Origin of the sequence: Isoptericola sp. b408, assembly GCF_030588085.1 — a bacterium.
Taxonomy (GTDB): Bacteria; Actinomycetota; Actinomycetes; order Actinomycetales; family Cellulomonadaceae; genus Isoptericola; species Isoptericola sediminis.
Window position 1 is genome coordinate 360,560 of the sequence record NZ_JAUQYQ010000002.1, and the last position, 18,465, is coordinate 379,024.

At 70.8% G+C, this 18,465-nt stretch carries 17 protein-coding genes and 1 pseudogene; 7 read left to right on the top strand and 11 right to left on the bottom strand.

The genetic code is table 11. The features are described from left to right. Positions 1-24: 24 nt before the first annotated feature. The gene (locus tag Q6347_RS07330; protein WP_304607030.1) at positions 25-1,644 is read left to right on the top strand and encodes an RNA polymerase sigma factor; all 1,620 of its coding nucleotides are present in this window, start codon (positions 25-27) and stop codon (positions 1,642-1,644) included. A 102-nt stretch (positions 1,645-1,746) separates the two neighbouring features. Here Q6347_RS07330 and Q6347_RS07335 read toward each other — a convergent pair whose 3' ends face one another. Further along, positions 1,747-2,526 carry a hypothetical protein gene (locus tag Q6347_RS07335; RefSeq protein WP_304607031.1) on the bottom strand — a complete coding sequence of 260 codons (780 nt, stop codon included), beginning with the start codon at positions 2,524-2,526 and terminating at the stop codon, positions 1,747-1,749. A gap of 249 nt (positions 2,527-2,775) precedes the next feature. Continuing rightward, the gene (locus Q6347_RS07340; RefSeq protein ID WP_171248320.1) at positions 2,776-2,979 is read right to left on the bottom strand and encodes a hypothetical protein; all 204 of its coding nucleotides are present in this window, start codon (positions 2,977-2,979) and stop codon (positions 2,776-2,778) included. A 152-nt stretch (positions 2,980-3,131) separates the two neighbouring features. Between Q6347_RS07340 and Q6347_RS07345 the strand changes: the two genes are divergently transcribed. Further along, entirely contained in the window at positions 3,132-5,258 is a 2,127-nt protein-coding gene (locus Q6347_RS07345) for a type IIA DNA topoisomerase subunit B (RefSeq protein WP_304607032.1), read from the top strand. Here the strand turns inward: Q6347_RS07345 and Q6347_RS07350 are convergent. Both Q6347_RS07350 and Q6347_RS07355 read right to left on the bottom strand, forming a co-directional pair. Further along, a complete protein-coding gene (locus Q6347_RS07350; protein WP_304607033.1) occupies positions 5,255-6,475 on the bottom strand; it encodes an amidohydrolase in 1,221 nt (406 codons plus the stop codon). The genes Q6347_RS07345 and Q6347_RS07350 overlap by 4 nt on opposite strands. After that, on the bottom strand, positions 6,472-7,518 hold the full coding sequence (locus Q6347_RS07355; protein ID WP_304604189.1) for a pyridoxal-phosphate dependent enzyme: 1,047 nt from the start codon (positions 7,516-7,518) through the stop codon (positions 6,472-6,474). The genes Q6347_RS07350 and Q6347_RS07355 overlap by 4 nt, the downstream gene beginning before the upstream one ends. 107 nt (positions 7,519-7,625) lie before the next feature. Between Q6347_RS07355 and Q6347_RS07360 the strand changes: the two genes are divergently transcribed. Next, a complete protein-coding gene (locus Q6347_RS07360) occupies positions 7,626-8,057 on the top strand; it encodes a DUF4430 domain-containing protein (RefSeq protein ID WP_304607034.1) in 432 nt (143 codons plus the stop codon). Further along, a complete protein-coding gene (locus Q6347_RS07365; protein ID WP_304607035.1) occupies positions 8,054-8,647 on the top strand; it encodes a DUF6580 family putative transport protein in 594 nt (197 codons plus the stop codon). Before Q6347_RS07360 ends, Q6347_RS07365 begins: the two co-directional genes overlap by 4 nt. Here the strand turns inward: Q6347_RS07365 and Q6347_RS07370 are convergent. The 5 genes from Q6347_RS07370 to Q6347_RS07390 all read right to left on the bottom strand — a co-directional run bounded on the left by Q6347_RS07370 (position 8,614) and on the right by Q6347_RS07390 (position 13,282). After that, positions 8,614-9,540: a hypothetical protein gene (locus tag Q6347_RS07370; RefSeq protein WP_304607036.1), complete on the bottom strand. Its 927-nt coding sequence runs from the start codon at positions 9,538-9,540 to the stop codon at positions 8,614-8,616. The genes Q6347_RS07365 and Q6347_RS07370 overlap by 34 nt on opposite strands. A gap of 46 nt (positions 9,541-9,586) precedes the next feature. Then, entirely contained in the window at positions 9,587-10,516 is a 930-nt protein-coding gene (locus tag Q6347_RS07375) for a hypothetical protein (protein WP_304607037.1), read from the bottom strand. Positions 10,517-10,571: 55 nt separating this feature from the next. Beyond that, positions 10,572-11,501 carry a hypothetical protein gene (locus Q6347_RS07380; protein WP_304607038.1) on the bottom strand — a complete coding sequence of 310 codons (930 nt, stop codon included), beginning with the start codon at positions 11,499-11,501 and terminating at the stop codon, positions 10,572-10,574. An 82-nt stretch (positions 11,502-11,583) separates the two neighbouring features. Next, a complete protein-coding gene (locus tag Q6347_RS07385) occupies positions 11,584-12,534 on the bottom strand; it encodes a zinc-binding dehydrogenase (RefSeq protein WP_304607039.1) in 951 nt (316 codons plus the stop codon). Positions 12,535-12,655: 121 nt separating this feature from the next. After that, positions 12,656-13,282, bottom strand: coding sequence for a dihydrofolate reductase family protein (locus tag Q6347_RS07390; RefSeq protein ID WP_304607040.1), 627 nt, complete (start codon positions 13,280-13,282; stop codon positions 12,656-12,658). A gap of 158 nt (positions 13,283-13,440) precedes the next feature. Here Q6347_RS07390 and Q6347_RS07395 point away from each other — a divergent pair, with 158 nt between their 5' ends. Then, positions 13,441-13,812, top strand: coding sequence for a rhodanese-like domain-containing protein (locus Q6347_RS07395; RefSeq protein ID WP_304604183.1), 372 nt, complete (start codon positions 13,441-13,443; stop codon positions 13,810-13,812). Between the two features lie 3 nt (positions 13,813-13,815). Here Q6347_RS07395 and arfB read toward each other — a convergent pair whose 3' ends face one another. Both arfB and Q6347_RS07405 read right to left on the bottom strand, forming a co-directional pair. Then, a complete protein-coding gene (gene arfB, locus Q6347_RS07400; RefSeq protein WP_304607041.1) occupies positions 13,816-14,262 on the bottom strand; it encodes an alternative ribosome rescue aminoacyl-tRNA hydrolase ArfB in 447 nt (148 codons plus the stop codon). A 121-nt stretch (positions 14,263-14,383) separates the two neighbouring features. Beyond that, positions 14,384-14,593, bottom strand: a pseudogene (locus Q6347_RS07405) (GNAT family N-acetyltransferase); the annotation flags it as partial. A 69-nt stretch (positions 14,594-14,662) separates the two neighbouring features. Between Q6347_RS07405 and Q6347_RS07410 the strand changes: the two are divergent. Next, positions 14,663-15,082, top strand: coding sequence for a hypothetical protein (locus tag Q6347_RS07410; RefSeq protein ID WP_304607042.1), 420 nt, complete (start codon positions 14,663-14,665; stop codon positions 15,080-15,082). Positions 15,083-15,524: 442 nt separating this feature from the next. After that, a complete protein-coding gene (locus Q6347_RS07415) occupies positions 15,525-18,311 on the top strand; it encodes an AAA domain-containing protein (RefSeq protein ID WP_304607043.1) in 2,787 nt (928 codons plus the stop codon). Positions 18,312-18,465 lie beyond the last annotated feature (154 nt).

Sequence of the window (18,465 nt, forward strand, 5' to 3'; positions counted from 1 at the left end):
CCTCGAACGCCGAAAGGTCGGTTTGTGGCGTCCACTGCGCAGAACCCCCCGCTGCCCCGAGAGTTCGACCACCCTGCCCTGCAGGAGCTGCTCGACCGCGGCACCGCGAACGGTCGTGTCGACGCGGAGAGTTTCCGCTCTGCCTGCGAGCACGCGTCCGTGGGTGACCCGAAGCGCCTGAAGGCCGTGCTGCGTGCCTTCGCGGGCGCCGGTGTCGAGGTCGGCGTGCCCGCGGCGACCAAGGTCGCCGCGGCCGCGAGCTCGTCCACCAAGACCTCGACGCGTGCGAAGGCGCCCGCGTCGAAGCCTGCCGCGAAGAAGTCCACGACGTCCGCGGCCGCCGGCACGACGTCGGAGGCCGAGGACACCTCGTCCGCGGACGCCGAGTCCGGCGAGGCCACCACGTCGGCCGCGAAGAAGACGGCGGTCAAGAAGCCCGCCGCCAAGAAGCCGGCCGCCAAGAAGCCGGCGGCCAAGAAGGCCGCGGCGACGACCACGACCACGCGCAAGGCGGCGGCCAAGGCCCACAAGCCCGCCCCGGAGCCGGACGGCGTCCCGGTCGAGGACGAGGAGGGCGAGGGCCCCCGCGAGATCCACGTCACCGGGATCAAGCTCCAGCGCGGCAAGAAGGAGGAGGAGGGCGGCGGCTTCGTCGTCTCCGACACCGACGACGACGACCAGCCCGCCCAGCAGGTCGTCACCGCCGGCGCGACGGCCGACCCGGTCAAGGACTACCTCAAGCAGATCGGCAAGGTCGCGCTGCTGAACGCCGAGCAGGAGGTCGAGCTCGCCAAGCGCATCGAGGCCGGCCTGTTCGCCGAGGAGCGCCTCGCGCAGGACTTCGCCGACTTCGACCGCACCAAGGCCTCGGCCGACGAGCGCAAGATGTGGCGCGACCTGCGCTGGATCGCGCACGACGGCCGCCGCGCCAAGAACCACCTGCTCGAGGCGAACCTGCGTCTGGTCGTCTCGCTCGCCAAGCGGTACACCGGCCGCGGGATGCTGTTCCTGGACCTGATCCAGGAGGGCAACCTCGGTCTGATCCGCGCGGTCGAGAAGTTCGACTACACCAAGGGCTACAAGTTCTCGACGTACGCCACCTGGTGGATCCGGCAGGCGATCACCCGCGCGATGGCCGACCAGGCCCGCACCATCCGTATCCCGGTGCACATGGTCGAGGTCATCAACAAGCTCGCCCGCGTGCAGCGCCAGATGCTCCAGGACCTGGGCCGCGAGCCCACGCCGGAGGAGCTGGCCAAGGAGCTCGACATGACCCCGGAGAAGGTCGTCGAGGTCCAGAAGTACGGTCGCGAGCCCATCTCGCTGCACACCCCGCTCGGCGAGGACGGCGACAGCGAGTTCGGCGACCTCATCGAGGACTCCGAGGCGATCGTCCCGTCGGACGCGGTGTCGTTCACCCTGCTGCAGGAGCAGCTGCACCAGGTGCTCGACACGCTCTCCGAACGCGAGGCCGGCGTGGTCTCGATGCGGTTCGGCCTGCAGGACGGCCAGCCCAAGACGCTCGACGAGATCGGCAAGGTCTACGGCGTCACGCGTGAGCGGATCCGTCAGATCGAGTCCAAGACGATGTCGAAGCTGCGGCACCCGTCGCGCTCGCAGGTGCTGCGCGACTACCTCGACTGACCGAAACCCCCGCGTGTGGGTATGAAAGATGCCGCCCTCCTCCCCGGGAGGGCGGCATCTTTCATACCCACAGCGGTCGGGCGTGCCCGGCGTGGGCCGCTGCTACGACTCCTTGCTGCCGACCTGCCGTCCCACGGTGTAACCGACGATGGCCGCCAGCACCGAGACCAGTCCGTCGGAGCCGATCTTGCCGGTGACTCCCAGCAGGATGACCGAGAGCACCACCATCACCAGGACCATGCCCTCGATCTGCGAGCGGTAGCTGCCGTCTCCCTTGTCCTCGGACGTCGACCCGCCGCCGGACGGCGCGCCGCGTCTCCAGAAGCTGCCCTTCATCAGCACCATGACCACCAGCAGCAGGGTCGCCGGGATGACGGTGCTCAGCACGACGACGCGCAGGTCCGTCCCCTGCAGGGGAGGGCTCGTCTGCACCACCGCGACGTCGGGCGACGGCTCCGCCTGGAGTCCGAGCGCTTCCAGCTCGGCATCCGACAGCTGGAAGTCGACCGTCGCCGTCAACCGGGGGTCCTCGGTGATCTCGACGACCGTGCCGGACTCGCTCCCGGTGTCGACGCGGAAGACGGCCGTCGCTCCCGGGCCGCACTCGGCGGGAAGGATGAGCTCGAAGGTCGCGCCCTCCCCGGTGACGAAGTCGCCGCACGTCCTCTCGTCCGCGCCGTCGGCGGCGGCGACGACCGTGACGTGGACACCCGTCGTCGGGACCTCGCCGTTCACGGTCACGAGGCCGACGATGGTCTGCTGGTCCGCGACCGGGGACGCCGTCTCGGCGCCGGCGGTCGGGGCGGGCACCGACACGGCGAGCATCGCCGCCGCGAACATCGACGCCAGCGCGGCCCTCTTGACGGTCCTGGGCAGACTCATGGTCCGGCCCTCCTCGTGGATGCACCGTGTCACGCCCTGTTTCACGGTAGGCAGGGTCCTGGACACACGCACCGCAAACGCGCACGTCAGACGTCGGACGCATTGCCGACATGGTTCGCGATCACGCCATGCCGGCGTCCGCGAGGCGCGCTCGCCGGATCGTGCCCGCCTCGACATGACGAAGGCCCCGCACCGGTCGGTGCGGGGCCTTCGTCGGTCCGGGGCGTCCCCGGCAGGTCGTCGTGGGGGTCAGGAGGCGCCGTGCTCGGCGTGCAGACGATCGGTCTCGTCCTGAACGTGCGTGGCCACGGACTGGTAGGCGTCGGCGTGGGCGCGGGCGTGGTGGCCGCAGAACAGCAGCTCCCCGGCGGGAAGCTCGACACGCACGTAGGCCTGGGCCCCGCAGCGGTCACAGCGGTCGGCGGCGGTCATCTGGGTCGTGTCTTCCGTCATGGTGCTCACGCCACCATCAAACCATCTGCGGCCGATTTTCTTCCCGGGAGGAGGCCTGGTTCGCTGTCGGCGATCAACGCCGCGGGTCACATCTCGGCCACCAGCGGGGCGCCTGGGCGGTGCTGTCAGCGGGCTCGGCTACCCTCGACCGCGTGACAGCCACGTCCGAGTCCGGGTACACCGCACGCCATCTCTCCGTCCTCGAGGGCCTCGAGGCGGTCCGCAAGCGCCCCGGCATGTACATCGGGTCCACCGACTCCCGCGGCCTGATGCACTGCCTGTGGGAGATCATCGACAACTCCGTCGACGAGGCGCTCGGCGGGCACGCCAGCGCGATCCGCGTCGTGCTGCACGCCGACACCTCCGTGACGGTCGAGGACGACGGCCGCGGCATCCCCGTGGACGCCGAGCCGAAGACCGGCCTGTCCGGCGTCGAGGTGGTCTTTACCAAGCTGCACGCGGGCGGCAAGTTCGGCGGCGGCTCGTACACCGCCTCCGGTGGCCTGCACGGTGTGGGTGCGTCCGTCGTCAACGCGCTGTCCGCCCGGCTCGACGTCGAGGTCGACCGCGGCGGCAAGACCTACGGCATGCGGTTCCACCGCGGTGAGCCCGGGACCTTCGCCGACCCCGCCACGGGCCCGACGCCGGAGGCCCCGTTCGAGCCGTTCGTCGACCACTCCGAGCTCGAGGTCGTCGGCAAGGCGCCCCGCAAGCGCACCGGCACCCGGGTGCGCTACTGGGCGGACCGGCAGATCTTCCCCAAGTCGGCGGTGTTCTCCTACGACGAGCTGGTCACGCGGGCGCGTCAGACGACGTTCCTGGTGCCCGGGCTGAAGATCACCGTGCGCGACGAGCGGGGCCTGCGGGGCACGCCGGGGGAGTCCGGGCCCCACGAGGAGGTCTTCCAGCACTCCGGCGGCGCCGTGGACTTCGTGGAGTTCCTCGCCCCGGACACCCCGGTCACCTCGACCTGGCACCTGACGGGGTCCGGCTCGTTCACCGAGACGGTGCCCGTGCTGGACGCCAAGGGCCACATGACCTCCCAGGAGGTGAAGCGCGACTGCGAGGTCGACGTCGCGCTGCGGTGGGGCGTCGGCTACGAGACCGAGCTGCGCACCTTCGTCAACATCATCGCCACGCCCAAGGGCGGCTCGCACCGCACCGGGTTCGAGCAGGGCCTGCTCAAGACGATCCGCAAGCAGGTCGAGGCCAACGCCCGCCGGCTGAAGGTCTCGGCGAAGGACTCCGCCGAGCGCATCGAGAAGGACGACGCGATGGCCGGCATGACCGCCGTCGTCACCGTCAGGCTCGCCGAGCCGCAGTTCGAGGGGCAGACCAAGGAGGTCCTCGGCACCGCGCCGGTGCGCCAGATCGTCTCCCGCGTCGTGGAGGACGAGCTCAAGGCGCTGCTCACCTCGACCAAGCGGGACGACAAGGCGCAGGCCTCCCTGCTGCTGGAGAAGGTCGTCGCCGAGATGCGCGCCCGCGTCACCGCGCGCAAGCAGAAGGAGATCTCCCGGCGCAAGAACGCCCTGGAGTCCTCCTCGCTGCCCGCCAAGCTGGCCGACTGCCGCAGCGACGACGTTGGGCGCTCCGAGCTGTTCATCGTCGAGGGGGACAGCGCCCTGGGCACCGCCAAGCTCGCGCGGTCGTCGGACTTCCAGGCGCTGCTGCCCATCCGCGGCAAGATCCTCAACGTCCAGAAGGCGTCGATCAGCGACATGCTGCGCAACGCCGAGTGCGCCGCGATCATCCAGGTGCTCGGCGCCGGGTCGGGGCGCTCCTTCGACGTGGACGCCGCCCGGTACGGCAAGGTCGTGCTGATGACCGACGCCGACGTCGACGGCGCGCACATCCGCACCCTGCTGCTGACGCTGTTCTACCGGTACATGCGCCCGCTGCTCACCGAGGGCCGGGTGTTCGCCGCCGTGCCCCCGCTGCACCGCATCGAGGTGCTCGGGTCGGGCCGCCGCAAGGGTGAGTACCTGTACACGTACTCCGAGGCGGAGCTGAACGCGACGCTGAAGAAGCTCGACAAGGCCGGTCGCCGCTACAAGGACGACATCCAGCGGTACAAGGGTCTGGGCGAGATGGACGCCGACCAGCTCGCCGAGACGACGATGGACCCGCGCCACCGCACGCTGCGCCGGGTGACCGTCGAGCACGCCGAGGCCGCCGAGCGTGTCTTCGACCTGCTCATGGGCTCCGACGTCGCGCCGCGCAAGGAGTTCATCGTGGCCGGGGCGAACGCTCTGGACCGCGCGCAGATCGACGCCTAGGCCGGCGCTCCGTCGGACGGCGGAGGAGTCGTGAGGCTCTCGACGACGGCCTCGCGGTAGAACGCGATGCCGGCCGCCAGCACGTCGTCGTTGAAGACGTAGTCGGCGCTGTGCAGCGGCACCCCGCCCGCGTCGGGTGCGGTGCCGTTGCCGAGGAACACCAGGCACGCCGGCACGTGACCGGCCAGCACGCCGAAGTCCTCGCTGCCCATGATCGGCGGGGCGTCGACGTCGAGCCTGTCCATGCCCACGGCCCGCGCCGCGGCCAGCCCGGCCAGGGCCACGCTCGCACCGTCGTTCACGGTGGGCGCGAACTCGCGGGTGTAGTCGACGGTGACCTCCGCGCCGTGCGCGGCGGCGACCCCGGCGGCGACCTCCCGGATGCGGCGCTCCAGCAGCGTGCTGACGGCGGGGTCGAAGCTGCGGGTGTCCCCGGTGATCGTGGCGTGAGTGGGGATGGCGTTGCGGGCCCCGTCGGTGCGCAGGTCGGTGCACGACAGCACGGCGGTGCTCACCGGGTCGATGCTGCGCGCGACGACGTGCTGCAGCGCCACGACGATCTCCGCGGCGACGACGAGCGCGTCCACCACCAGGTGCGGGGCGGACGCGTGCCCGCCGCGGCCCCGGACCGCGATGCGGAAGTTGTCCTCCCCGGCCATGATCGGACCCGGCCGGGTGCGCAGGTGCCCGTCCGGCAGCCCCGGGATGTTGTGGATCCCGAACAGCCGGTCGACCGCGAACCGTTCGAACAGCCCGTCGTCGACCATCGCCCGGGCGCCGTGACCTGGCTCCTCGGCGGGCTGCAGCACGGCCCGGACGGTGCCGTCGAACCCGCCGTCCTCGGCGAGCAGCGCGGCGGCGCCCAGCAGCATCGCCAGGTGGCCGTCGTGCCCGCAGGCGTGCATCGCCCCGGGATGGGTCGAGGCGTAGTCGACACCGCTCGCTTCGGTGATCGGCAGCGCGTCGAGCTCGGAGCGCAGCCCCACCGACCGGCCGGACGTGCCGCGTGTCAGCGAGGCGACGACGCCGGTTCCGCCGACGCCGGTGACGACCTCGTACCCGAGCGCCGCCAGCACGCGTGCGGCATACGCGGCGGTCGCGTGCTCGGTGAACGCGGTCTCGGGGATGCGGTGCAGGTCGTGACGCCACCGCCGGGCACGGTCCACCACGGCGGACGGAACGGCGTCAGCGGTGGGGCCCGGGGCGCTCGCGGTCATGCGGGGGATCCCTCGGTGTCGTGCGGAGCGCCCTCGGTGCTGAGCAGCACGACGACGGGGTGCAGCGGCAGGTCGAGCGCTTCGCGGCGGTGTGGTTCGGCCAGTGCGGCGCGGACGCCGGCGAGCGTGGCGGCACCGCTGGGTCCCGAGGAGATGCCGAGCCGGCCCAGGTCGGCCACCGCCTGCTCGGCCTCGTCGTCGCTCACGGTGACCGCGGCGTCGCAGCCGTCGCGCAGCACCGGCCACGCCGTGCTGGAGACGGTGCCGCAGTTCAGGCCCGCCATGACCGTCGATCCCGTCTGAACGGTGACGGGCTCGTGCACGGCGAGGCTCTCCAGCGCGCAGGCCGCGCTGTCCGGCTCGACGGAGAGCACGGTCGGGTGCGGGGTGTCCGGGCGGCGATAGTGGCGCACCACGGCCTCGGCGAGCGAACCCACGCCCACCGGCACGGCGACGATGTCCGGCGTGCGGCCGAGCTGTTCGTCGACCTCCTCCAGCAGGGTGCCGTAGCCGTCGACGATCCACGCCGGGACGTCGGTGTAGCCCTCCCAGGCGGTGTCCTGCACCAGCGCCCGGGTGTCGGCGGCGTCGGCGTAGTCCGCCGCGGCACGGACCGCGTCGTCGTACCCGACGTCGAGCCGCACGACGGTCGCCCCCTCGGCCTCGATGGCTGCCTGGGTCGCCTGCTCCATGACGTCGGGGACGAACACCGTCGCCGGGACGCCGAGCTGGTGGGCGGTGCGAGCCACCGCCCGGCCGTGGTTGCCGTCGGTCGCCGTGACCAGCTCCGCGCCCGGTTGACGTTCCAGCACCTGCCGGCAGGCCCAGGAGGCGCCGAGGATCTTGAAGGCGGGCAGCCCGAGCCGGGACGACTCGTCCTTGACGAACAGGCGTCCCACGTCGAGCTCCGTGGCGAGCTCGGGGAGCTCGACCAGCGGGGTGGGGGAGTAGCCGGGCAGCGTGCGGTGGAAGTCGCGCGGGCTGTCGTGCGTCGCCGGCGCGTCCCAGGTGCGGGCGTCGGGTGCGCTGAACCATCGGGTCACCTGCCCATCATGGCGTGAACGGCCTGGTCCAGCGCGAGAGCGACGTCACGCGTCCGGATGGCGGCACCCCGCACGTCCGGCAGAGGACGCGGGCTAGGCTCGACGGCGTGAGAATCCCGAAGCGCACCGTGCCCCGCCTGCTGTCCGCCGCCGCCGTCGGCGCGCTCGCGGTGGGTCTGCTGGCCGGGTGCGGGCAGGACGACGACCCGGCGGCCACCCCCGTGGACACCTCGTCGTCGGTCTCCGCCCCGCAGGACACGGCCGAGGAGTCGGCCGAGCAGGACGTCACCGAGTTCTCGTACACCGGCGAGGACGGCAGGACGGCCCTGGAGCTGCTGCTCGAGGCCGACCCCGAGGCCGAGGTGACCGGCGAGGGCGAGATGGCCTACGTGACCGGCATCCAGGGGCGCACCGCCGTCGAGGGCGAGGAGTTCTGGTCCCTGTCCGTCGACGGCGAGATGGCCCAGGTCGGCGCCGGCTCGCTGGAGACCGAGGACGGACAGGAGATCACGTGGACGCTCGAGGAGATCACCGAATGACCCCGACGACGGACCTGACCCTGCGCGACCTCGGCGAGCGCTGGTGGCGCCCCGCGGTCGCCGTGCTGCTCGTGGTGGCGGCGATCGTGTGGCGGGTCGTCAAGGACGACCTCGGCGCCCCGCCGAATCTGGAGCTGTCCACCGCGGCCGCGTTCGCGGCGGCGGGCCTGCTGCGGCACCGCCTCGCGATGCTCGCCCCGCTGGTCGTCGTGGCGATCAGCGATGTGCTGCTGACCAACTCCGCGATCCTGCTGTTCACGTGGACCGCCTGGGCGGCGATCGGCGTCGGCGCCTGGTGGACCCGCCGGGCGAGCGGCGGCCGCCGCGTCGTGGCCGCGCTGGGCTTCGGCGTCGGCTCCTCGCTGGTGTTCTACCTCTGGACGAACTTCGGCGTCTGGCTGCAGGGCCGCGGCACGTTCTACCCGGCGGGTCTGGACGGGCTCCTGGCGAGCTACGTCGCCGGGCTGCCGTTCCTGCGGCCGATGCTGCTCGGCAACCTCGTGCTCGTGCCGGTCGCGGCCGCCGTCGTGGCGCTGGTCGAGCGGCTGGAGCGGGCTCACGCCGTCGGGACGGCGCTGACGGCGGCCTGACCTTCCCGCTGGCGCCGACGGACGAGGAGCACGACCAGCCGGCCGACGACGCCGACGACGAGCGCCGTGACGGGGTACGGCAGGCCCCTGTCCAGGAAGACCTTGAGGTCGTCGAGGACGACCGGGACAAAGGCCACCAGGCTCGGCCCGCCCGGAGTTCCCCAGTGCGTCAGGACAGGGAGGACGGCCGGTCCGATCCAGACGATCAGCACGGCGAGCGCCCAGGCTGCCAACCGGCGGAGGGGTGTCCAGCCGCACCAGGCCAGCGCGACTCCCGTGAGCACGGCGGGGGTGTAGGTCATGGTCAGGAAGAGTGCGCGCATCAGCTCCGTCGGCACCGGGCCCTCCGTCACGATCCCCGGGGGCAGCAGCAGCGTCGGGAGCCAGAACCCCACCGCGACGGCGCCGACCGCCGCCGCGACGGTCGCCGCCGGGACGGAGCCGAAGGCCAGCACGCGGCAGACGACGACGGACAGCACGAGCAGGATTCCCACAGCCACCGCGCCGAGGACGGTGTTGAGCGCGGCGGGTGAATCAGGGCGGAGTCTCGGCAGGATCACCGTGAGGCTCTGCACCGTCGCGCCTGCGAAGACCACGGCGAGCCCGGCAGCTGCGGCCCAGGCCGCACGACCCGTCGAGCCGGACGCGCCTCGGCGCAGGACCAGCCCGATGGCTGCCCCGGGAAGGACCACGATTCCCACGAGACGCACGAAGGTCATCAGGTTCAGGGGGAGGAGCGCGCCACGAGCGTCCGCCAGCCAGGGCGGGCCGTCCATCGGCGGGGCCTGCAGCCCGGCCACGAACCAGGGGAGCAGGCTGACGACGGCGGCGCCGACGCCCAGAAGGAAAGTCTGAGTGGTGGAAAGGCCTCGGAGCGACAGTGATCCGGTCATGACCAGGGATGATGCCAGATCCGGGGTCCGGGGACGAGGGACTTGATCAGCTGTTGCGCCTCGCTGCGTGTTCGGGCGGCGCGGTGTTCCGGGTGCCGGATCGCTCGCGGTAGCGCCGCCGGATGCGGGGCACGACCAGCCGGCCCACGACGCCGACGATGACGGCCGTGACCGCGACCGGCAGGCTGGCGACCAGGGAGTCGGCGAGATCGTCGAGGACGAGGCCCTGGTGACTCTGCCGGATGATCCAGAGCTGTAGCGCGTGCAGCACGTCGCGACCGACCCAGAAGACCAGCAGGGCGAACACCCAGGCCCAGAGCCGACGTCGAGGCGTCCAGCCGCACCACGCCAGAGCGATCCCCAGGAGGACGGCGGGGGTGTACTGCGCGAGGAGCACGATCACGTGCAGGGCGCTGTCCGGGAGCTGAAGCCGCCACGTCCACAGCATGCGCAGGGTGCTCGCCCACCAGTACCCGGCCGCGACGACGCCGACGGCTGCCGCGACGGTGGCGGCCGGCACCGTGCGGTGGGCCAGCACCCGGGAGACGAGGACGGAGAGCGCGAGGCCGAGTGCCGTGACCGTCAGGCCGACGGCGATGTCGAGCAGACCGGACGACCCCGGGTGGAGCCTCGGCACCGTCACCACGACGCTCTGCAGTGCCGCAACCGCGATCACCAGGACCAGTCCGGCGGTCGCGGCGGCCTCGGCGCGACCGGGCACCCCGGTCGTCCGGGAGCGCAGGGCGATCCCGATGATCGCGCCGGGCAGGACGACGGCGCCGAGTGTGAGCCCGATGAGGTCCGGCGAGAAGGGCAGGAACGTGCCGGTGAAGAGGTCGGGCGTGTTCGGGTAGGTCGGCCACGACGGTTGCCACCCGGCCAGGACCGTGGGGAGCAGGCCGACGACGGCCGCGCCGACGCCGAGCAGGAATCCTCGGGTGGGAGTGAGCTCGCGGAGCGTCGGCGATCCGGTCATGACCAGGGATGATGCCACACGGGGCCGTGTCGCTGGTCGAGCGGTTCAGGCGCGCTCACGCCGCCGGCACGGTGTCGGCCTGCTCCCGATCGCGCCGTCGGAGACGGGCCACGACCAGCCCGCCCACCGCGCCGACGACGAGAGCCGTGACTGCCGACGGCAAGCCCGCGATCAAGGCCTGGGCGAGCTCGCCCGGCACGAGCGCCGAGTTCTGCGCCGTGCTCGGCATGCCCAGCGGCTGCTCCCAGAAGAGCCAGATCTGCAGGGTCTCCAGGGCCGCCCTGCCGACCCAGAGGAGCAGCAGCGCCACGACCCAGGCCCCCAGCCGGCGGCCGGGCGTCCAGCCGCACCAGGCCAGGGCGATCCCCGTGAGTACCGCGGGGACGGAGGTCACGACCTGGAGGAGCGTGGTCGTCACCTCCGGGGGAAGGCCCTGCAGCGCGGTCGGGTACAGCTGGACCAGGGCTTCCCGCAGACCGGGCCCGGCCGCGACGGCGGCGCCCGCGACCGCGACGGTCGCTGCCGGGACGGAGCCGCGTGCCAGCACGTGGCAGACGACGGCGGACAGTACGAGCAGGATGCCCACGGCCACCGCGCTGACCGTGACGTCGAGCAGGAAAGGCGAGTCCGGGCGGAGCCGCGGCACCATGACCGCGAGGCTCTGAGCCACCGCGCCGCCGAGGACCAGGACGAGCCCGCCGGTCGCGGCCCACGCCGCGCGGCCGCCCGACCCGGCGGTGCGTCCGCGCAGGAGGATCCCGGCGATCGCGCCGGGCAGCATCACGATCCCCGCGAGGAGCACCAGGGCGTTGGGGATGAGCGGCAGGAGCGCGCCCGTGATGTCCGGTGGCATCTGCGGTGCGGACAACCGCGGTGCCTGCAGCCCGGTGAGCAACCAGGGGAGCAGGCCGACGACGGCGGCTCCGGCGCCCAGGAGGAGTCCGCCGGTGGCGGAGAACGGTCGAGGTGACGGTGATCCAGCCATGGCCTGCGATGATGCCAGATGGACGAGAAGGCGCCCCCGCCGGACGTCCGTCGTCGTCCGGCGGGGGCGCGCTCCGAGGCCGTCAGTAGGTGGCGATGAGCCGCCCGACGACGCCGCCCTCGCGGAGCCGGTCGATGGCCCCGGGGATCTCGTCGTGGGTGATGTGGTTGACCGGCGGGTTGAGGTCGCCGGACCGCATGAGGTCGTAGAGCTCGACGAGGTCCTGCTTGGTGCCGGACTTCGAGCCCTTGATCGTCAGCTGGTTGATGATGATCGGGTAGGTGCTGATCTCGAACTCCAGCTTGCCCATGCCGACCTGGACGAACGTGCCGAACTCGGCCAGCGTGTTCAGTGCGCCGGTCGTGGTGGTGCCGAACCCGGCGTAGTCGACGATGAGGTCGAGCTTCTTGTCCGCGAACTCCTCGATGGACTCCGCGACCCCGGCCAGACCGATCTCGTCGGCGAGTTCGCGCGCACCGGCGCTGATGTCCGCGCCGTAGACCTCGGCGCCCTTGAGGACGCCGACGCGGGCGCCGATGTAGCCCAGGCCGCCGAGCCCGATGACGCCGACCCGCATCCCGGGCTTGAGCCCACCGGCAGTGACGATCGCGTGGTACGAGGTGAGGCCGGCATCGGTGGCCATGGCCCCCATCTCGAAGCTGACTTCGTCCGGGAGCCGGACCAGGTTCTCGTCGGTGGCGCGCAGCTTCTCGCCGAAACCGCCGTCCCACGGCCCGTACCCGAGGGCGAACCCGTCGCCAGTCAGCGGGGCGAGGCCGACGCGGTCGCCGACCTTCCAGTGCTCCATCCCGGGGCCGACCTGGCTGATGACGCCGGCGTTCTCGTGGCCGGGTGTCACCGGGAGCTGGGGGAACAGGGGCATCCAGGTCTCGTCGTCCAGGGCGCTGACGTCGGAGTGGCAGACGCCGGCGGCCTTGATGTCGACGACCACCTCGCCGGGCCCGGCCTCGGGCTCCGGCACCTCCTCGAGGGTGAGCGGCTTGTGGGTCCCGTGGAATCGCCAGGCACGCATGGCAGTCTCCTTTTGTTCAGTGGGGATTCCTTATCTGCCACGCTATGCCTGCGCGCCCCGGCCGCCACCGGAATCGGGGCGATGAGACGCGCTTCACACGGGGCTCCGCAGGTGCCGCAGGTCAGGCGCGGGGCGCCGTCATGTCACCCGTCTCCGGGGCGCGGTCGCCGATGCCGTAGCGCAGGTGCACGACGCCCCGCGGGCTGGCCTCCGGCGGGGCGAGGAGCGTGAGGCCGGCCGGCACCTCGCCGCCGTCGAACACCTTCTTGCCGACGCCGAGGACGAGGGGGTGCAGCCACAGGTCGAGCGTGTCGGCGAGCCGCTCGTGCAGCAGCGTCTGGACGAGGTTCAGGCTCCCGGCGACCGTCACCTTGTCGTGGCGCTCGCGGATCTCGCGCACCGCCGCGGGCAGGTCCGGTCCGAGCTGCGAGGACCCCGCCCAGGACAGGTCGGGCTCGCCCCGCGAGGCCACGTACTTGGGCACCTTGTTGAACAGGGTCGCGATGACGTTGTCCTGCCCGCCCTCCTGGTACGGCCAGTAGCCGGCGAAGATGTCGTAGGTCCGACGACCGAGCAGCAGGGCGTCGGTGCCCTCGTAGGCTTTCTCGACCTGGGTGCCGGTGACGCCGTCGAACACGGGCGCCTGCCAACCGCCGAACGGGAAGCCGTCCGGGTCCTCGTCGCGGAGGCCGGGGGACTGCCCGACGAGGTCGAGGGTGGCGAAGAGCTGGATCTGGATGATGCCCATGGGTCCTCCCGCGTGTGGGTGAGCCGTCGCAGGGTGGACCGGCGGGGGAGCGGATAATCATCGTTGACGACCGGGGCTAGATACCCCAGGGGGTATCTAGTAGGATGCTCCGCAACGGGGTGACCGCTCCGTGCGACGACTGACGGGAGTAGTAGGGCATGTTCAAGATGTCGATGCTGGGAATCGGGCTGGCGCTGACGGGCACCGTGGCACTCGCCGCGTGCGCGCCGTCGGGTGACGGCGAGACCACGACGCTGGACGCCGGGACGACGGTGATCGACGTCCGCACCCCGGCCGAGTTCGCCGGCGGCCACCTGGAGGGCGCGCTCAACATCGACGTCCAGTCGCCCGACGCCACCCAGCAGCTCGCCGAGCTGGACCCGAACGGCTCCTACGTCCTGTACTGCCGCTCGGGCAACCGTGCCGGCGCCGCGCTCGACTTCCTCAAGGCGCAGGGCTTCGAGGACGTCGTCAACGCCGGTGGCGTCCAGGAGGCGGCCGACGAGACCGGCCTGGAGATCGTCGACTGACGTTCAGTCGTCCCGCGACGGCCGGGACGAGCGCATCCGCTTCGTCGCGGACCGCTGCTTCTTGGCCTTCAGCCGCCGTTCCTGGGACCCGCGAGTGCGCCGGGTAGCGCGCCGTGCGGGGCCAGGTGGCGCGACGGCGTCGGCGACGAGCGCCGCCAGCCGGTGCCCGGCCGCATCCCGGTTCCGGCGCTGCTCGCGATGCTCGGACGCGGTCACCGTGAGGACGCCGTCGACCAGCCGATGACCCGTCCGGGCGACGATGCGCTCGCGCTGGACGCGGCTCAGCACCGCTGAGCGTCCGACGTCCCATGACAGCTCTACCCGGGAGTCGGTGGTGTTCACGCCCTGCCCGCCAGGGCCGGAGGACCGCGAGAAGCGCTCGGTCAGCTCGGCCCGGGGAATCGTCAGCGACGGACTGACGACGAGTCCGGGGCGGGTCGGTGAGGGCATGCCTCCATCGTGGCGTGGTCGCTGTGCGCCGTGCACGTCCATACTCCTCGATCGCGGAGCCGAGCTTGCCGTCGAGGGCCGGTGCTCGCGGTCATGGACGGGTGTCGAGGCAGAACTCGGGTTACTGCCCGTAGTTGCCGACGTGATCGGCCTCGAATCCGAGCCGTTCGTAGAACTCGACAGGCCCGGCAGACGCCTGCCAGTCGAGGATGAGCGGCATCGGCCGGGACCGTGCCCATTCCTCGACCGTCTCCATGAGCATCCTGCCGGTGCCGCCCTTTCGCGCGGACGGCACGACGTACAGGTCGTGGAGCCGACAGGTCGAGAAGTCGCACCGGAATGCCGTCCCGTAGTCCTTCTGCGGCGGTCGCCGGCAGACCGTTCGCTGTAGCGTCTACCCGTGGTCAGGACGTTCGAGCGGTTCCGTGAAGCCGAAGCGATGGTGCCTGTACGCCCGGGGCGCAGCACGACAGCCTCCGTCGTCGAAGCGACTCTTGAGGCAACCTTTGGTGTCGATGCGGCGAAATCGCTACGCCCCGTCAATCAGTCCCTGATGACGGTCGGGCCACGAACGGCGATGAAGGCCGACATCGCTGGCCTCGGTTGCACCGTCTACGCGGACCCTGGAGGGCTGAACGTCCTGACTCCGGGCATCGGTGCCGAAGGGCACCTCCGAGCGCACGCAACGCCGGGAAGTGCGATCCGCTCGGACCGTCATGGGGACATCAGCTATGCCATGGTCGGCTACGCCGATGACGACAAGATCGACGATGCGGACGCCGACTCTGACGATCGGGCGGACCGAGTAGTGGAGCAATAGCGGTCCGAGCCGAGCCGGCCGTGGAGGACTCTGGCCTCGGGTTCATCCTCGCGTTCGCTCCGAAGCGACGCGGCTTGGAATGTCCAATGACTCACACTTTGCTGCCATACTCTGCCCGGACCCGTCGCCGCGGCGGGTCCGGTGAGGATCAGAGGGCGCAGTGGCTGAACATCGGATTCGGGTCAAGTTCGATTCATCGTGCCGAGAGTGCGGCAGCACTCTTCCCACCGGATCGTTGGCGTTCTGGGAACCGGACAGCAAGCGTGTGAGGTGTCAGGCCTGCGGTAGCGCCAGCCCTGGGCGTGCTCTACCAGGGACGAGCGCTCCGCAATCTGCTCCGCCTGCAGACGTCGACCCGCGATGGTTCTCGCTCGTCCGCTATCACCTGCTCGCTGTGCAGCGGGCGGGCGTCGCCGAGGCTCCCACCGTTCGTTCTGAGGATGTGTTCTCCATCCTCGAGCTGACGCGCGAGGAGATCATCACGGGGCGAAGCGATGAGCTTCGAGTCGATGAGAAGTTGGAGACCCTCCTCGGAGCCGCTGGTCGCGACGAAGTCGTCTACTACGGGTGGCCGACGCTTGTGCTGAGAGATCCCAAGGGAAACCTGCGAGTCGCGCCCCTGCTCATGACGGAGCTGGAACCGCCGGCCGCGGACGAGCAGACGGCCGTTCCCCGCGACGACGCGCCCTATCTCAACCCTGGCGTCCTGAACGAGAGTTTCTTCCCCGCGGACGCGTTGGCCGCCTCAGAGGCTCCTCTGGCCGGAGGGTTGGCCTTCGACGACATCGATGCCCTCGGGTCCCAGCTCAGTGATCTGTGTGAGCACCTCGGGATCGCTGCTGACTCCCTTGATCCGGATCGGCTGACCTCGGCGTCTCCGATGGTCGGTCTGCACAACGCAGCCATGGTGTTTCGAGGTGTCTCCAATCTGGCGACCCGGGCTCTTGCTGCGGAGCTTTCCGAGCTGCTCGGGCGCGACGACTGGTCGGCGACTGCTGCCCGGTGGCTGGTGGACCCGCCGAGGAGCCGAGCTGTCGATCGTCCCCCGGTCGCCGACGAGCCGCAGGGGGAGGGGCCCGTCCAGGGCCTTCCGCCGCTGGGAGTCGAGGGGCTGAACCTCAACGACTCCCAAGAGCAGGCGGTCGCGGCAGCGGTCGCCGATGACCTCACGGTGGTCACCGGTCCGCCTGGCACGGGGAAGTCGCAGCTCGTCGCGTCGACCGTGGTCAATCAGTGGGTCGCAGGCCGGACCGTTCTCGTCGCATCGACCAACAACGCCGCGGTCGACGTCGCGGTCAGGCGTACTGCCGCGATCGACGAGGCCCTGCTGATGCGGACAGGGAATCGAAAGTACCGGGACCAGCTCCCCGCACTGCTCGAGCAGATCGCCTCGCGGAACGCTGACGGCGGGGCGTCACAGTCTGTCGTGCAGCGCCACCTGCAGGCCGTGGGTCGGGAGCGCCACGACCTGCTCGAAGAACTCAGCGAACGTACTCGTGTCGAATCAGCCCTTGCGCAGGCCCTTGTCGATGCCGAGAGCCTGAGAATGCTCGTGTGGGGCGTGCGTGGGCCTGCGCCGGTTCATGAGCACCGAGCCGCTCTCCATCTGCTCGCGGTGAAGGCGTCGGGCACCAAATGGCGGTGGCTTAGCGAGCGACGTCTTCGGAGAGTGCTGAGCCTGGCCCAGCCCACCGGGACGGGAGTGATCGCGGATGACGTCGCTGCCTGGGCCCGGCATGAGCATGACGTGGACGAGCTGACGGAGAAGCTTGAGCAGCTGGGCCCGACGGACCCGGAGCGTGACCGTGAGCGGCTCGCCACGATCGCCGGCAAGTGGGCGCGAACGGGCACGGCCACCCTGAGGAACGCGGTGCAGCACCGGATCGTCGGAGGCGGCGGTGGCCCAGCCATTCAGAATCTCGCGAGAGTTCGTCCCGCGTACGCCAGTGCGAGGAACGCGGCTGTCCAAAGAGCGCTGCCCTACGTGTCGGGCTGGGCGTGCACGACCCTGTCGGCGAAGTTGAACTTCCCGCTCGTCGCGGGGCTCTTCGACCTGCTGGTCATCGACGAGGCGAGCCAGTGCTCGATCGCCGATGTGCTTCCCCTGGCCTATCGGGCGAAGCGCATCCTTGTCGTCGGGGACCCGAACCAGCTGACGCCGATCGTCACGCTTGCCAGGACGTCCCTCGACCAGATCGCCTCCGCGGTCGGCAAGACCGACGACGCGATGCACCATCTCGCGGTCTCGGCGGGCCGTGATTCCGCATTCACCGCCTACGCGGCACGCTATGACACCGAGCCGCACCTTCTGGCCGAGCACTATCGCTGCCATCCGGAGATCGCCCGATTCTTCAACGAGCAGTTCTACGGAGGCGCCCTTCGTGTGCTAACCGACGTGACGTCAACCAGGGGCAGGCACGCGGGCATCAGCCTGGTCGACGTCCCCGGGAAGACACAACGCGGACCTACCGGTGGGGCGTTCAACGACGACGAGGCCGATGCCGTCGTCCGCTGGGTCCAAAAGCACAAAGACGATCCGGGAACCGTTGGTGTGGTCACGCCGTTCGCCGTTCAGGCTGACCTTCTGCGCCGGAAGTTGCGTCGAGCAATCGGTGATGACGTTTGGGCCTCGAAGGACATCACGGTGGGAACGGCTCACCGCTTCCAAGGGGATGAGCGGGACGTGATCCTTTTCTCGACGGTTCTCGCGTCAGGCGTTCATGTCCGGACTGCCTCGTGGGTCGAGTCGACCCGCAACCTGGTCAACGTGGCGGTGTCACGTGCGAAGCGAGCGTTGGTGATCTTCGGTGACAGCGCCGAGGTACGCAACGTACCGGTGCCCACGTTGCACCTGCTCTTCGACGCGGCGAGTGGTGCCTCCGGGCCCGCCGTACGCGACGAGCTGACCGACGTTGCGATGCTTCACTCTGAAGCGGAGAAGCGGTTGTTCGAGGCGCTGTCCCGACGCGGCTTCGTCCCAAGGGCGAAGGTGATCGTCGAGGGGTACGAGCTCGATTTCGTGATCGATGCTGCTGGCGGCCGGCTCAACGTCGAGGTCGACGGCACCCACCACCGTGATGCACGGGGCCGTCAACGACGCCAGGACCTCAGCCGCGACCGAGTTCTCGAACGTCTGGGGATGACTGTTCTTCGGGTGCCGGCATGGCGGTGCCTCGCGGAACCCCAGGGCGTAACCGACGACGTCCTGGCAGTCGTGGCTCGCTTGTGAAATCCCTCGATGCCTGGCATCGGCACCTTCGAACATGACGGATCGAGTGAGTGGCTGGTTCACCGTAAGCAGTCCAGGCTGTGGTGACCGTAATCCTCCAGAACTGGCGGGAGTTGGATCGGCGCGGTAGGTATGTAGAGAGGCCAGCGGCCCA